At 43.3% G+C, this 14,829-nt stretch carries 11 protein-coding genes; 4 read left to right on the top strand and 7 right to left on the bottom strand.

Annotated elements, in window-relative coordinates:
* Nucleotides 1-103 precede the first annotated feature (103 nt).
* The 3 genes from VRUMOI_RS03965 (at nucleotide 104) to VRUMOI_RS03955 (ending at nucleotide 3,353) form a co-directional block, all read left to right on the top strand.
* Nucleotides 104-931, top strand: a complete 828-nt coding sequence (locus tag VRUMOI_RS03965) for a nucleoside-specific channel-forming Tsx family protein (RefSeq protein WP_089137507.1) — start codon at nucleotides 104-106, stop codon at nucleotides 929-931.
* 220 nt (nucleotides 932-1,151) lie between these two features.
* A complete protein-coding gene (locus tag VRUMOI_RS03960) occupies nucleotides 1,152-2,045 on the top strand; it encodes a 2-dehydropantoate 2-reductase (RefSeq protein ID WP_089137508.1) in 894 nt (297 codons plus the stop codon).
* A 78-nt stretch (nucleotides 2,046-2,123) separates the two neighbouring features.
* Nucleotides 2,124-3,353 (top strand): aminotransferase class V-fold PLP-dependent enzyme, encoded by a 1,230-nt coding sequence (locus VRUMOI_RS03955; protein WP_089137509.1) that lies wholly within the window; start codon nucleotides 2,124-2,126, stop codon nucleotides 3,351-3,353.
* Nucleotides 3,354-3,415: 62 nt separating this feature from the next.
* Here the strand turns inward: VRUMOI_RS03955 and csdE are convergent, their stop codons facing one another.
* The 4 genes from csdE to VRUMOI_RS03935 form a co-directional block, all read right to left on the bottom strand.
* Nucleotides 3,416-3,832, bottom strand: coding sequence for a cysteine desulfurase sulfur acceptor subunit CsdE (csdE, locus tag VRUMOI_RS03950; protein WP_089137510.1), 417 nt, complete (start codon nucleotides 3,830-3,832; stop codon nucleotides 3,416-3,418).
* A gap of 193 nt (nucleotides 3,833-4,025) precedes the next feature.
* On the bottom strand, nucleotides 4,026-4,844 hold the full coding sequence (tcdA, locus tag VRUMOI_RS03945) for a tRNA cyclic N6-threonylcarbamoyladenosine(37) synthase TcdA (protein ID WP_089137511.1): 819 nt from the start codon (nucleotides 4,842-4,844) through the stop codon (nucleotides 4,026-4,028).
* 204 nt (nucleotides 4,845-5,048) lie between these two features.
* Nucleotides 5,049-6,131, bottom strand: coding sequence for a murein transglycosylase A (mltA, locus tag VRUMOI_RS03940; RefSeq protein WP_089137626.1), 1,083 nt, complete (start codon nucleotides 6,129-6,131; stop codon nucleotides 5,049-5,051).
* 120 nt (nucleotides 6,132-6,251) lie between these two features.
* Nucleotides 6,252-6,440, bottom strand: coding sequence for a hypothetical protein (locus VRUMOI_RS03935; RefSeq protein WP_089137512.1), 189 nt, complete (start codon nucleotides 6,438-6,440; stop codon nucleotides 6,252-6,254).
* A 33-nt stretch (nucleotides 6,441-6,473) separates the two neighbouring features.
* On the opposite strand from VRUMOI_RS03935, the gene argA reads away from it, so the two are divergent.
* A complete protein-coding gene (gene argA, locus VRUMOI_RS03930) occupies nucleotides 6,474-7,811 on the top strand; it encodes an amino-acid N-acetyltransferase (protein ID WP_089137513.1) in 1,338 nt (445 codons plus the stop codon).
* Nucleotides 7,812-8,027: 216 nt separating this feature from the next.
* Here argA and VRUMOI_RS03925 read toward each other — a convergent pair whose 3' ends face one another.
* The 3 genes from VRUMOI_RS03925 to recB are packed head-to-tail and all read right to left on the bottom strand — an operon-like array spanning nucleotide 8,028 to nucleotide 14,527.
* Nucleotides 8,028-8,492, bottom strand: coding sequence for a YhcH/YjgK/YiaL family protein (locus VRUMOI_RS03925; RefSeq protein WP_089137514.1), 465 nt, complete (start codon nucleotides 8,490-8,492; stop codon nucleotides 8,028-8,030).
* Between the two features lie 48 nt (nucleotides 8,493-8,540).
* Nucleotides 8,541-10,862 (bottom strand): exodeoxyribonuclease V subunit alpha, encoded by a 2,322-nt coding sequence (recD, locus tag VRUMOI_RS03920; RefSeq protein WP_089137515.1) that lies wholly within the window; start codon nucleotides 10,860-10,862, stop codon nucleotides 8,541-8,543.
* Nucleotides 10,862-14,527 (bottom strand): exodeoxyribonuclease V subunit beta, encoded by a 3,666-nt coding sequence (recB, locus tag VRUMOI_RS03915; protein ID WP_089137516.1) that lies wholly within the window; start codon nucleotides 14,525-14,527, stop codon nucleotides 10,862-10,864. The genes recD and recB overlap by 1 nt, the downstream gene beginning before the upstream one ends.
* Between the last annotated feature and the right edge of the window lie 302 nt (nucleotides 14,528-14,829).

The following is a 14,829-nucleotide window of genomic DNA, read 5'->3' as shown; positions in this document are numbered from 1 at the left end:
CAAATGAGAGCGAAACAGATATTATCTGCGCCACTTGAAATGCCCACACCATTAATCGGTGTACCTATAAATTTAACTTAGATTAAAAAGAGAGCCCCCACTCATGCGTAAAACACTTTTAGCTCTTAGTCTTGTTGCTGCTTCAGCGCCTGTTTTAGCTGCGGACTATTCAGATGACATTCATAAGAATGACTATAAGTTTGTAAACTTCAATCTAATGTATGCATTAAACGAGAAACCACAACCAAAGTCTGCGGGTAACTCAGGTCATGATTACTTAGAAATGGAATTTGGTGGTCGTTCTGGAATTTTTGATCTTTACGGTTACGTTGATGTCTTCAACCTAACAAGTAATGACAATGATGAAAATGATAAGAAAGATGGCGAAACGCAAAAAATCTTTATGAAATTTGCCCCTCGCGTTTCTATCGATGCTTTAACAGGTAAAGATTTATCATTTGGTCCAGTACAAGAGCTTTATGTTGCGACTCTAATGGAGTGGGACGGCGGTATCGGTGGTGTTAATACTCAAAAAGTCGGCCTTGGTTCTGATATCAATATGCCTTGGTTTGGCAAAATGGGCTTAAACCTATACGCTACTTACGATTCAAATGCAAATGAGTGGAACGGTGGTCAAATCTCGACTAACTGGTTTAAACCTTTCTACACTTTTGGTAATGGTACCTTTATTTCTTACCAAGGTTACATCGATTACCAATTTGGTATGAAAGAATCAGCTGGCTCAACTGCAAGCAATGGTGGTGCTATGTTCAACGGTATCTACTGGCACAGTGAACACTTTGCTGTCGGTTACGGTTTAAAAGCTTACTACAACGTTTACGGTATTAAAGACAACCTAGATATCGGTGGTGGTGATGAGCTTCAATCAAGTGGCTTTGCACACTACTTCGACGTAACTTACAAGTTCTAATCGAGCGCAACGCTGACGTTGCATAAGTTAGAATGATAAGTAAACGCTAATGGCGCAGATTGAATATTCAGTCTGCGCCATTTTGTTATTTACGATAAACTATACCCTTCGTACTTGAAGCTGCAGTTTTGTTGACAGCGTTCATTCACTTGTCGCCTCACTGCAAGTCCAATTACTTTGGGTATAAGCTTCGGATAGAGCAAATAGAAATGGAAAACAAATGAAGATTGGTATTGTTGGCATTGGTGCACTAGGTTCATTGTGGGCAACTAAACTACGGCAAGCGGGTCATGATGTACTCGCGATCACCCGTGATCACTCACAGCGATCCATTTCGATTACACTTGATCAGCAAGCAAAGTTTGAGATTCCAGCCAATGACTTTACTCAACTCAGCAGTTGCCAAGCTATCATCATTACAGTGAAATCAACTCAGGTAAAACAAGCCATAGAGCCTTTGTTTGAATACTTACCCTCCAACATACCACTTATCTTTCTTCACAATGGAATGGGCGCGCTTGACCAACTTGGCGAGCAATGGAATCAACATTCTTTATATTTAGCCACGACGACTCATGCGGCTTTTAAGCCAAACAAGCAACAAGTAAAACATACCGGTATTGGGCAAACCTTAATTGGAACATACCGAAAAACGAAGTTAACACCTCAACTAGACTCGATCATTCAAGTGTTAGATTCTGCCCTGCCTAAAGTGGTTTGGCACAAGCAGATTAATGACGCGCTATGGCAAAAGTTAGCCATCAATTGTGTTATTAACCCTATGACCGCGATCTACCACTGCAAGAACGGTGAATTACTGCAATCTCAATACCAAACAGAAGTCGATAACTTAATTAATGAGTGCCATCAGGTAATGCAAGCGGCTGGACAAAACCAATCGTTAAGCGAATTATCCTCCACCATTAAACAAGTGATGCTTGCCACTGGCGATAATTTTTCATCCATGCATCAAGATATTCACCACCAACGCACTACTGAAATTGACTTCATCACTGGCTTCTTATTACAAAAATCGACTCAACACCAAATTGCTTGTCCGCATCATCAAGCGCTCTACCAGAAAATAAAACAATTAGAAGAATCGTTTATTTAGGTATAAACGAGAGAGTTTAAGCACGTTCTAATATGGTCTATACTTCGCCCACTTCATTGACGCACCAAGGTTTATTTAATGTCTTCTCAAACGACTTTTGACATTCAAGCAGTTCGCCAACAATTTCCTTTTCTGAACGGCGATAGCTCCGTGGTGTATCTTGATAGTGCTGCCACAACGCAAAAACCTCAATGCGTCATTGATACGATCAGTCACTATTACGGCAAACAAAATGCTAATGTGCACCGTGGTAGCCACAGCCTTACCGCCCAAGCGACAACCCAATTTGAACAAGCACGAGAATGCGTACAGCGTTTTATCAATGCATCATCAAATAAAGAAGTTATCTGGACACGAGGGGCAACCGAAGCGATCAACTTAATCGCTCAAACCTATGCACGTGATACCCTTCAATCGGGCGATGAAATTTTGGTTGGCGAAATGGAGCACCATGCCAATATCGTACCGTGGCAGATCGTCGCACAGCAAACCGGGGCTAAAGTGATCAAGGTACCAATGACCGCCGATTGCCAATGGGATATGCAAGCCTATCAAGCGCTTTTAAGTGAGAAGACCAAAATTGTTGCCGCGGCACACATGACTAATGTCACCGCGACTCGTCAGCCAATTGAAGAGATTATTACCCGCGCCCATCAAGCAGGCGCTGTCGCGGTGATTGATGGTGCGCAAGGTATCGTGCATGAAACTGTCGACGTTCAATCTCTAGATTGTGATTTTTATATTTTCTCTGGTCATAAATTGTATGCTCCCGCCGGAATCGGTGTGTTATATGGCAAAGAGGCGATTTTAAACCTCATGCCGGTATGGCACGGCGGTGGCAAAATGGTCGAAAAAGTCAGCTTTGAACACACTTCATTTTCTGGCCTGCCAGGGAAATTTGAAGCCGGCACCCCAAACGTTGCTGGGGCACTGGCATTAGCAACCGCTATTCAATGGTTACAAGGCTTCGAAAAGAATGAGCTTGAATCCCATTATAAAAAACTTCTCGATAAGTTAGTTGATGGGCTCAATCACATTGAAGGTATTCAGATCATTGGATTACAACCTGATACCAGTGTCGTCAGTTTCACTTTGAACTTAGAAGGTGAAGCTATCCACCATAACGATATTGCAACGTTACTGGATCAACAAGGCATTGCCGTACGCTCGGGACATCATTGCGCGCACCCTTTAATGGATGCGCTAGGAATTAATGGGACAGTAAGGGTGTCGCTGGGTATCTATAATAATGAGCAAGATATTGAAGCGTTTTTAGCTGCTTTGAATAAAGCGATAGACCTGCTTTAATTCGGATCATTTTGTTTGAAGTAAGAAGATTTGAAAAACAGAGATTGAATAGGTCGATTTTCTTACTTAACCAATTGCTGAATTTGATCCACAATCGCTTTAAGCCCATTACCACGTGATGGGCTTAAATGATCAATCAGTCCTAGTTGTGCAAAATACGCTTCAGTATCAAACGCTTTAATCGCCTCTGTCGTTTGGTGATGAAAAGCCGCCAACACCAAAGCAATTAAACCGCGCACGATTCTCGCATCAGAATCAATATGAAAACTCCAATACTCACCATCAAACCCCGACACTAACCATACTTTGCTCTCACACCCCGAAACAAGAAGCTGATCTTGCTTTAATGCTTCATCCATTTTAGGCAATAACTTGCCCCACATGATCACTTGACGATAACGGTCTTCCCAGCTCGAAAAGCCAGACATGGTTTCTATGATGTGCTCAGTGGTCATGGTGGTGCCAAATGGGTGAGTCATAATGGGATCTCGTTGCTCGTTGCTCGTTGCTCGTTGCTCGTTGCTCGTTGCTCGTTGCTCGTTGCTCGTTGCTCGTTGCTCGTTGCTCGTTGCTCGAGGTGATTTTTAATGTGATTAGCTAACCTGTCAACTACCACAGACCGCTTTTTCGATATACGAGAAGCGAAGCGCCCGAGCCACGAGAGTCGATCTCCTAGGAACTAGGAACTATTTTATACTTCTGAATCAACTTCTCAACAATCCTTGATACCGCCACAAAACCAAAGGTTGCAGTGACGACGGTAGCCGCGCCAAACCCACTGGCACAATCCATACGCTTTGGACCTTCCGCGGTCGATTTGGTCGCACAGACACTACCATCAGCTTGAGGGTATTTGAGATGCTCGGTGGAAAACACGCAATCAATGCCGAATTTACGTTGTGGATTTTTACTGAAATTATGATGACGGCGCAAAGTATCTTTTAATTTCTTGGCTAATGGATCTTGAATCGTTTTGGTCAAATCAGCAATTTGAATTTGGGTTGGATCGGTCTGTCCGCCCGCGCCACCGGTGGTGATTACCTTTATCTTATTACTACGACAATACGCCAACAGAGCCGCTTTCGGTTTGATACTATCAATCGCATCTAACACATAATCAAAATCTTTACTGATGTACTGATTCACATTATCCGGAGTAATGAAGTCGTCGACTAAGTTAACTTTACATTCAGGGTTAATCAGCGCGACACGCTCAGCCATCACTTCAATTTTACTCTGCCCAACCGTGCCATTTAACGCATGGATTTGACGGTTAATATTGGTGACACACACATCATCCATATCAATCAAGGTCAGCTCACCAACACCAGTACGAGCAAGCGCTTCTACCGCCCATGACCCTACCCCGCCAATACCGACTACGCACACATGAGCGGCACGTAAGATATCTACTTCACTATTACCATACAAACGGCGAGTACCGCCAAAACGTTGGTTGTAGCTATCAGAAGCAGGAGGAAGAGTATTCATGGTGAACCTTAATTAACGCAATCAAAAAGAGCGCGCATTATAGAGGATAAGGATACGCGGAGCTAGAGCGCTTCGTTTCTCGTTTCTCGTTTCTCGTTTCTCGTTTCTCGTTTCTCGTTTCTCGTTTCTCGTTTCTCGAAAAAGAATAAAGCACGCCCGTTACCGTTGTCGAGCAACGAGCAGTGAAACGCCCGAGCTTCGCTCTTAATTCGCTGGAATCTGCAATGGTGGCGCAGTCAAATCTAACTTCCATACACGACCAAAGTGACGATAGTGACCTGCGGCAATACCAGAACGTGCGCCCATGCCATGATACAAATCTAAGTGGCCACCTTTTACTGCACCACCAGTATCAAGCACAATCAATAACTTAAGAACATGCACGCCGGTCCATTTTCCATTGGCATCCAATAAAGGTACTTCGGCTAAAATTGGTGTCCCCATTGGGAAAATACTTCTATCTCCCGCCACCGCAGCCATAGGTAATAATGGAATACCCGCCGCCCCGACGACATCTGCGCCCGGTTGGCTTTCAAAGAAAACATAAGAAGGGTTTTGCTCTAATACTTCTTGTACTGTTGCACTATCATTTTCCGCCACCCATTCTTTGATCGCTTTCATCGACATTTTTTCTTTAGGAATAAGACCACGCTCAATCAGAATTCGCCCGATACTGACATAAGGGTGGTTATTTTTTCCTGCATACGCAAAGTAATCTAATTCATCGTTATCAGCATAATGAACAAAACCGCTTCCTTGTACTTCCATCAAAAATGGGTCGATCATGTTCGATGCATAACCGAGCTCTAAGCCTTTCCCTTTTAATGCACCATCATAGATTTGTGCGCGAGTTGGACACACTGCACCACATTGAGGTTTTGCATAAACAGGATATTTGAATAGATGGTCAGGAGTATGACGCATTTCAATTACCGGAGAAAAGTACCCCGTAAACAGGATATTGCCTTTTTGATCGGCGCCGGCTAATTGTTCAACATTCACCCCATATTTAGCTAATTCACTCGGATTACCACTTTCTTGTGCCCAAACTTTTAATTGTGCATATAAGTTTTGGTACTTAGCTTTCAGTGATGGTGACGTTTCTTCTACCTTTTCGGCTTGTGCTGAAAAAGTATTAAAATCTCGTGGGGCATCCGTTTCGATATGATCGGTGCGCTCTAGTGTCGTTTCAAGTTTGCCGTCTAAATATTGTTGTCCTCGTTCGGTCGGCTGGGCACAACCAAATAAAATCAATGCCGATGCCAGCATTAAAGCTCGAGTAACAATGAGCTTAGCTTGAAAAGAAGAAAATGAACGAAAAACAGCAAGCGAGTTAGACACGAAAAATCACCAATTAACATAGAAAGAAACGACCGAAGAATGACAAAGATCATCATGCCATACAAGTCAAAAACCACCTATTGAAACATCTTTCAACATAAAGACTTCAATAGAAAAATCACCAAGCAAACAGCATACCGATGAGACAAGAATAATTGTCAGCTTTTCAACAAATTCCCGGTCATTAATCAAGAGAATCGATTTAGCGATAACATTAAGTAAATAGCTATTGCCATAAAGTGAATTATTAGTCATTATTTCAGCATAATAAACCAAGGAGTCGGTGTTGTGAAACTACGTAGTACAGCTTTAGTAAAAGGATTTCGTCAATCTGCCCCCTACCTAAATGCTCACCGTGGCAAAACCATGGTATTCATGCTTGGCGGAGAAGTCTTTACCGATGCCAATTTCGATAACATCATTAATGATATTGCTTTATTACACAGCTTAGGCGTCCGCATTGTGTTGGTTTATGGCGCTCGACCACAAATCAACCACAACTTAGAAACTAACCATTGTGAATCTCAATATCATAAAGGTATTCGGATCACCAACGAATCGGCTTTAAACCTTGCTATGCAAGCCGCTGGTCGGTTGCAACTTGCCTTAACCGCTCGCCTTTCTATGAGCTTAAATAATACGCCAATGCAAGGGACTCAACTGAACGTCGTCAGTGGTAATTTTGTCATCGCCCAACCACTAGGAGTCGATGATGGTGTGGATTATTGTCACAGTGGCAAAGTCAGACGTATCGACAGTGATGCCATTAATCGCATGCTTGATATGGGATCAATCGTCGTGGTTGGCCCAATAGCAAGCTCAGTAACAGGTGAAAGCTTTAACTTGATGTATGAAGATGTGGCGACACAAACTGCGATTCGTTTAAAAGCGTATAAATTGATTGGATTTTGTTCTGAGCAAGGCATCTTAGCGCAAGATGGCCGAGTCATACCGGAACTATTCCCGACTTGTGCGGAAAAATTATTACAAGATATAGAGCAAGAACAAGACACCCAAAGCGGCTATACCAGTGGTACTTTCCGCTTTTTACGTGGCGCATTAGCCGCTTGCCGTGCTGGCGTCCCTCGCTGTCATCTCGTTAGCTACAAAGAAGATGGCGCACTACTGCAGGAACTGTTTTCTTTTGATGGTATAGGCACACAAATCGTGATGGCCAGTGCCGAGCAAACTCGTCATGCTCAAATCCATGATATTGGCGGTATTCTCGATTTAATTCATCCTTTAGAAGAGCAAGGAATCTTAGTTCGTCGCTCACGAGAGCAACTCGAACAAGAGATCCACAAATTCACCATTATTGAAAAAGACCGCTTAATCATTGGTTGTGCGGCGCTCTATCCTTATATCGACGATAAAATGGCAGAAATGGCTTGCGTGGCAGTCCATCCAGACTACCGAGATGGCGATCGAGGCGTCGTATTATTAAAGCATATGAGTCAAGAAGCCAAAAATATGGGAATCAATAAGCTGTTTGTCTTAACGACTCACAGTTTGCATTGGTTTCGTGAACAAGGTTTTGAAGAAGTGGGCGTGGATTCACTGCCAATGGAAAAACGTGGTTTGTATAACTACCAGCGCAAGTCGAAGATATTGGTGTTGAAGATATAAATAGGTTTCTAGGGGCTAGTCCCTAGATTCGCTGCGCTGCTAGGAAAGGCAAAGAGAAAGGTTGCGAGATCCGGGAGCGCTTCGCTTCGTGTTGCGAAAAGAGCTTACAAGCAATACGTATCACTTAAAGTATTAAGCTCTTCGGCTCCCGAACGTAGTGTCCTCGAAACTCGCCCCTAGGAACTAGGAACTAGGAACTAGGAACTAGGAACTAATTTATATCAAATCCCTATGCACTTTCACAACCGCCTTTCTTACCATCATAGGTTCACGAGTCGCACATTGTGGGCGGTGTGATTCACCTGGATAGAAGATAATAAAATCACCCTTTCTCAGCGAAATAAAGCTTTCGTTACTCACTTCATTAAACAGCAGTACATCATTGGTATAATCTGGCTTATCAAGCAAAGCTTGTGGTGTCTCTATTGAATAACCAAAAGTTTCTTCGCCGTCTAAAATGATTTGAATATCTAAGTAGTCACGGTGAATCTCAGTTTTTCGATCTTCTTTATATTCCGTTTCTGGTGTCATCAATACACAAAAAACGTTATCACCATCAATCTCGTAACGACCATTTTCTTCGTTATCCTGAGCGATCAGAATCGCTTGGCGGATATAACTTAAAAATGATTCCGGAAGTATAGAACTCCACTCCAAGCGCTCAACGTTGCCAAAAAACATATCTCACCTTTTTGTTATTATTTTTCATTACTCAGGCCGAGTGGCCGATCAACCTTGCATCAGTTTATCACTTAACCCGCTAGAACGTAGGGTCTTTATTTGAACACCTTGCGCCAAAACCGCTGGATTGGCAAATAAATCCAAACGCGATTTGGCGCGCGTCACACCAGTGTAAATAAGTTCTCTCGTTAATATTTGATTCATCTTATTCGGCAGTACCATCACGGTATGAGCAAACTCACTGCCCTGTGATTTATGAATGGTCATTGCAAAGGCCAATTCATGCTTAGGTACTCGACTAGGCAGTACCCCTTTTATCCGGCCATCGGGCATTTCAAAATACACCCTTAATCTAGGCACCGATTCACTTTCATCTAATAAACAAATACCGATATCGCCATTATGCAGCCCTAGTGCACTATCATTATGGCTGATCATCACCGGGCGTCCGACATACCATAACTCCCCTTCAATCGGCATAATTTGCTGTTGACGAGCCAGTTTTTGTTCTACCAGCGCATTCATACGTTCAACGCCAAATTCACCTTCTCGCACTGCACATAATAATCTCGCTTGAGAAAATGCTTTTAAGGTGGCGAATGCTTGGTTTTCCATCGTCTGTTTTGTTGGTGTATCGAATGCCGAAAATAAATCACCTTGAACCATCGACGGTTCTGAATTTCTAAATTGATGAAGTTGCTGGCAATAAGGAAGATAGGCATCAAGCATCATGTCACATAGCGCCATCTGAGCTTGCTCTACATTCAAGCTATCAGGTGACATATCCGTAGATGAATAGGGATTCATTCGGTGTAAATGAATATCATCAAAGCCTTGTCGCCAAACTTGCTCAACATGATTCGGCAACCCCGCATTGATCGCTTTCGCCAATTGACCCACGCCAGAACGTGCATGAAAACGATAGCTCTTTTGTAGCATGCACAAACTATCCGAAATTGTATTGGCTTTAACCGCTGATTGAGGCTCAACGAGACTTTGGTAACCGGTTAATCCAGATAATAACTGGCCAAATTCAGCTTGATAGCCGCGAGCAGTAAATTGACAAATATCGCCTAAAATCGCCCCCGCTTCGACTGACGCTAACTGATCCTTATCGCCTAATAAAATCAAACGCGCATGACTCGGCAGCGCTTGCAGTAATCGGAACATCATAGGCAAATCGACCATTGATGCTTCATCGACCACTAAAATATCCAAATGTAATCGATTCGATTGATTATATTTGTACTCCACCGTATTCGGTCTTGCGCCTAACAATCGGTGAATGGTACTCGACTGAGATGGCATCATCGCTTTAATTTGATTGCTCACGGGCAATTGCTCAATCGCCAATCCAATCGATTCAGTCAAACGTGCCGCCGCTTTACCAGTAGGGGCAACCAATTTAATGATGGGTGCTTGAACAGAATGGTGTGCTCCTGTCAGTTGTTGAGATTGAACAATCAAAGCGGCCAATAATTTAGCTACCGTGGTCGTTTTACCGGTTCCAGGGCCACCGGAAATCACCGAAAATTGACGGGTTAGCGCCACCGCCGCCGCTACTTTTTGCCAATTCAAACAAACCGATAAAGGAACCAAAGTGTCTAATGCTTCAAGCTGCGTCACTTGATTTGCCTGAACGATCACCGAATCAATGCGGTTCCAATCTAATTTATCCGTTTTGACCACATCGAGCATTTCACATACCAAGCGTTGACGCTCAGTCGGGCTATTGTGCACACCACTTTGTAGTGCATCCCAAAGGTAGGTGTAATCTCGGGCAAATAAATCCTCTAATGATTGCTTCATGGCAGAAAAAGCATCTGACTCAACACACAATGTTTTCGCTCTTGCCATGAACCCCTTCGCGACTTCCGCTTCATAATGCCAATAACGAGTCAGATAAAGTCGGTCGTGCTCAAGCATCATAGGGCGTGCTTGTAAGTCCGTTGATTCTTTGCAAGCAACGCCAATGACGCTGCTATCCAGCCCGACATATTGCTCAACCAACTCCAACCAATCCATTTCATTATATTGAAATAGCAAATCAGCAAAGCGAGCCTTCAATTCTGGATATTGTCTTGCCCAGAACGTGAACGATAACGTTTCACTGACATTAATATCACGCAGACGTAAACAGATATGGCCTCGGCCAAATTCATAACTCACAAGACCGGCAAGTAACGCAATATGATCCGCTTGCAAACGAGAAGGTAGAATTTCATCATGATGACCGAGTAGACATTGCTGATGAATAAAGCGAGCAAACTGAACATCAATTGCGCGTATCGCCCCAAGTTTTTCGAGTGATAAAAGCAGATCGAGTGCTGAATTAGGTTCGACAATCGACGAGTTAATCGTGTGTGTCATTATGCCGACTCCCCATCTAATAAACGGTCAAACTGTTGCAAAAACGCTTCGCTCGGTTTAACAGAAAATACGCCATATAACGTATCTTGTTCTGGTTGCTTGCTTTGCTCATTCGTTTCGCCTGATTGAGCAAAGCCACGTAAAAATAAATAATACACACCACCAAAATGTTGTTGATAATCATAATCAGCAAGTCGACTTTGCAGGAAACGATGCAGTGCTAAAGCATAAATTTGATATTGAAAATCATAACGATGATCAATCATCGCATGTTTCAGATTTTCAGGATGATAGTCCTCAATAGAGTGGCCTAAATGATTCGATTTCCAATCCAAAATATAGTATTTACCTTGATGCTCAAACACTAAATCAATAAAGCCTTTTAACATGCCTTTGGTCGGTAAAAAGCCCAAATCACCCGCCACTTGAGACAGCTCATCATGATCTTTCACCAAGCGATTCAGTTGGCTGGCAAGTAAAGATTCAACCGGCAGTAAAAATTCCATTTCCACCAATCTTTGATTCGGTCCTTTGTCCCCTAAACGCAGCTCATGCCCATCTAAAGGCGTTTGCATCACTTGGCGAATCATGACTTGGATGGCGGGTAGCCATTGCAGATCATATTGCTCCTGTTGCAATAAATCAGTGATGACTTGAGTATTTTCAGGGCTGTCCGCTTGAGAAGTAAACTCGATTCGCTCAAAAATGGTATGCAAGAAAGTCCCGGGCCTTGCTCCGCGTGGAAATTCAAACATTGACCAAGGATCCGCAAGGACTTCTTCCTCGAGATCCGGTATAAAATGGAGATCTTGTGCCAATTTGAGCTCGGCAGCATCGGAATCAATCGGTTTTTGTGCATCAATGGCGACATCAAAATCAGCGGTTCTGACCTCTTGTGAGTGCGTGGCATGATGGCCTTGTTTCACCAAGCTGGAGTAACTGGTCATACGCCATTGACGATCAATTGACGCTAAAAAACGCTTGGCTTGCAAAGTAGGTAGCTCGCTTTCTAGTGGCGCAAAACGTTCTGTTGGTTCATTTGGAAAGTCGATGAGCTCAATACTGCTCACATCTGAACACATTTGCTGACAAGCGGCCATTAAACCAGCACTTTCTTTCGCTTGATGATGTTGAAGGATTGCACCAAGGGCACTTAAATGCGCGGTCGATTCATCTTTTTTAGTATTGCCTTTTTTGAGTGGTGCAAGGCCAATAATACAACCATAAACGGCACGCGTGAGTGCGACGTAAAGCAAACGCAGATCTTCAGCTAAGCGTTCTTTTTCTGCCAACGCTAAACCGTCATCAGGTTTGGATAAATCTAAAATGGTTTGCTGCTTATCCGCTTGATAATATTTGGCGACTTTTGCCGCTTTAAAATTATTGGCAAAAGGCAGAAACACCAGATCGTATTCCAACCCTTTTGATTTATGAATGGTGATGATTTGCACCAAATTTCGCTCAGACTCTAAACGCTGAGTTTGATCGCTAATTTCACCATCATGCTGCTCAATATTTTCTGCCAACCAACGAATTAATGCGCTTTCCCCTTCGAGCGACAAGCTGGCCTGCTGCACCAATTCGGATAAATGCAGTAAATCCGTTAATTTACGTTCACCGTGAGTTTCCAATAACCAACGCTCAGCAATCTGTCTTTGGCTGATCATCGCGCGCATCATTGGCAACACGCCACGCTTTAGCCACAATTGATGGTATTGCTCGAACTCATTAACCGCATTTTCCCAAGCATTTTCATCATAATTAAACTGATCGAGCTGCGCCATGTTCAATGCAAGCAGATCACTGGCGAGAATCGCACGTAATGAATATTCATCGCTGGGATTAGCCACCGCCATCAATAATCGCAATACATCTTGCGCCACTTCACTATCAAACACACTATCACGGTTAGACAGATAAACGCTGGCAATGCCTTGATTGGCCAATGCTTCTTTGATCAATTTACCTTCTCGACCAGTGCGTACTAATACCGCAATATCACCAGCTTGAATCGGATGCGCTTGGGATTTTTTATCAATAAATAGCGCTTGTTGTTGCTGAGAGGCGCTCAAAATATGATGGATTTGGTAAGCCGTGTGCTGTGCCATGTGCTGGTTATAATCTTGCGCGGCAACGGGCTGGCTTATGTCCGGTTGATATAACCACAATCCAATGGCTGGTTGAGTTTTACCGTTTACCGTCCAATGCATCTTGTCAGCATTAGGACTGGATTTGACTGGCAAGAATGGAATATCAGCATCGTATAAAAATGGTCGCTCATCAAAGCTAAAAATACCATTTACCGCCTGTATCACCGTATTACTTGAGCGCCAGTTAGTCTCCAGAGTGTAATGTTCCGTTACCTCGTTACGAGCTTGAATATAAGTAAAAATATCGGCGCCACGGAAGCCATAAATCGCTTGCTTCGGATCGCCAATCATAAACCAACCAGTTTGCGGCGAATCCAAGTAAATTTGACGGAAAATCTGATATTGCTGAGGGTCGGTATCTTGGAATTCATCAATCATCGCCACTGGATAAAGCTGACGAATACGGCCAGTCAACAAACCTTCCTCATCTTGCACTATCGCTTGCTCAAGCTGACTCAATAAATCATCAAAGGAAAGTTGAGCCTGACGCTGCTTAGCCTGTGCCAATAACTGACGGCAACCTTGAATCGCTTGGTATTTAAAAATCAGCTCAAACTCAGGCTGGTTGTCGAGTAATTCATCGATCGCCACAAATGCCGCATGCTCTGCGACCGGGCCTTTTTTCGCATCAGTGGCAGACGTTAATGTGCTTTGTGAAAAGCGAATCAACTTATCGCAAATTTGACCATCATTTCGATCGCTTGCTGCCCACTCATGCACTTCATCAAGCCAAGCCGGTAAACGCGTTTTGTTGTATGGGTTTCTTTTAATCCCCGAGCTATCAATCAAGCTAAACAAATCACTACGGCTCGCATTCCAAAGTGATTTCACTTTTTCGATTCGAGCTAGGTGCTGCTGATAAAGTGCCGGTAAATCGACATCGAGTTTAATCCTTGGAAAACTTAGCGCTGGACCTGAGAGGTAGTTGCCAATTTCATGCAATAACGACTCAGGGCTATTCCATAATGATTGGATTTGCGCTGCTAATACCGTCGGCAATGGATAAAAATGACGACGCCAGTAATCACTCACGACTTGTAGCTTAAGTTGGCTTTCATCAGTAATAAATTCATTTTGAAAGCGGCTGCCAGATTCAAAAGCATTTTGCGTCAGCATTCGTTGGCAAAAACCATGAATAGTGAAAATCGCCGCTTCATCCATTTGGCGTTCTGCTTGCAATAAGATCTCAATCGCGGCTTGCTGATTCGGCGTGTCAGCCAATAACGGAGCTAACACAGGGTCTGAGGTTTCTCCTCGTGCAAATGCAATACGCGCCTCGTGAATACGCTGACGAATTCGGCCACGTAACTCTGCGGTTGCCGCTTCAGTAAATGTCACAACCAAAATTTGATCAACCGTTAATGGCACTTGATGCGCCGTCCCCTCTTTACCATGCCCAAGCAATAAGCGTAAGTATAAAGCGGCAATGGTAAACGTCTTCCCGGTACCGGCGGAGGCTTCGATCAAACGAGCGCCATGCAGTGGGAAAGTCATACTATTGAGAGATTGCGCCATTAAGGTTGTCCTAATAAAATTGGTCTTTCAATGGATAGGCTGATTGCTCTTTCGTGAGGACATTCTCACTTTGTACGATCAATGCCTTCAAGTATCCAAACAAAATTGATAGTGAGAATTTACTCACATTTTTTACTGCATTATCGGCTTACTATTCCCGCCACATCAAGCCACTCACGTTTAACTGGCTTAATGCAAACATAATCTAATAACGATCTACGGCATTATTTGTTGTTTTAGCGATGGATTCGCTTCTAACAATGACCCCAGTTTTAATACTGAAAAAATGCCCAAAGTAGACA

The organism is Vibrio rumoiensis (assembly GCF_002218045.2).
Classification (GTDB): Bacteria; Pseudomonadota; Gammaproteobacteria; order Enterobacterales; family Vibrionaceae; genus Vibrio; species Vibrio rumoiensis.
Note: the sequence above shows the minus strand (reverse complement) of the source record. Positions and strands in the feature narration are given on the sequence as shown.

Bases quoted from the DNA above. Each gene is read 5' to 3' on its own strand.
- csdE (WP_089137510.1), bottom strand. From the start codon at position 3,832: ATGACTCACCCATTTGGCACCACCATGACCACTGAGCACATCATAGAA.
- VRUMOI_RS03925 (WP_089137514.1), bottom strand. From the start codon at position 8,492: ATGTTTTTTGGCAACGTTGAGCGCTTGGAGTGGAGTTCTATACTTCCG.
- VRUMOI_RS03965 (WP_089137507.1), top strand. From the start codon at position 104: ATGCGTAAAACACTTTTAGCTCTTAGTCTTGTTGCTGCTTCAGCGCCT.
- recB (WP_089137516.1), bottom strand. From the start codon at position 14,527: ATGGCGCAATCTCTCAATAGTATGACTTTCCCACTGCATGGCGCTCGT.
- VRUMOI_RS03955 (WP_089137509.1), top strand. From the start codon at position 2,124: ATGTCTTCTCAAACGACTTTTGACATTCAAGCAGTTCGCCAACAATTT.
- VRUMOI_RS03935 (WP_089137512.1), bottom strand. From the start codon at position 6,440: ATGACTAATAATTCACTTTATGGCAATAGCTATTTACTTAATGTTATC.
- recD (WP_089137515.1), bottom strand. From the start codon at position 10,862: ATGACACACACGATTAACTCGTCGATTGTCGAACCTAATTCAGCACTC.
- tcdA (WP_089137511.1), bottom strand. From the start codon at position 4,844: ATGAATACTCTTCCTCCTGCTTCTGATAGCTACAACCAACGTTTTGGC.
- VRUMOI_RS03960 (WP_089137508.1), top strand. From the start codon at position 1,152: ATGAAGATTGGTATTGTTGGCATTGGTGCACTAGGTTCATTGTGGGCA.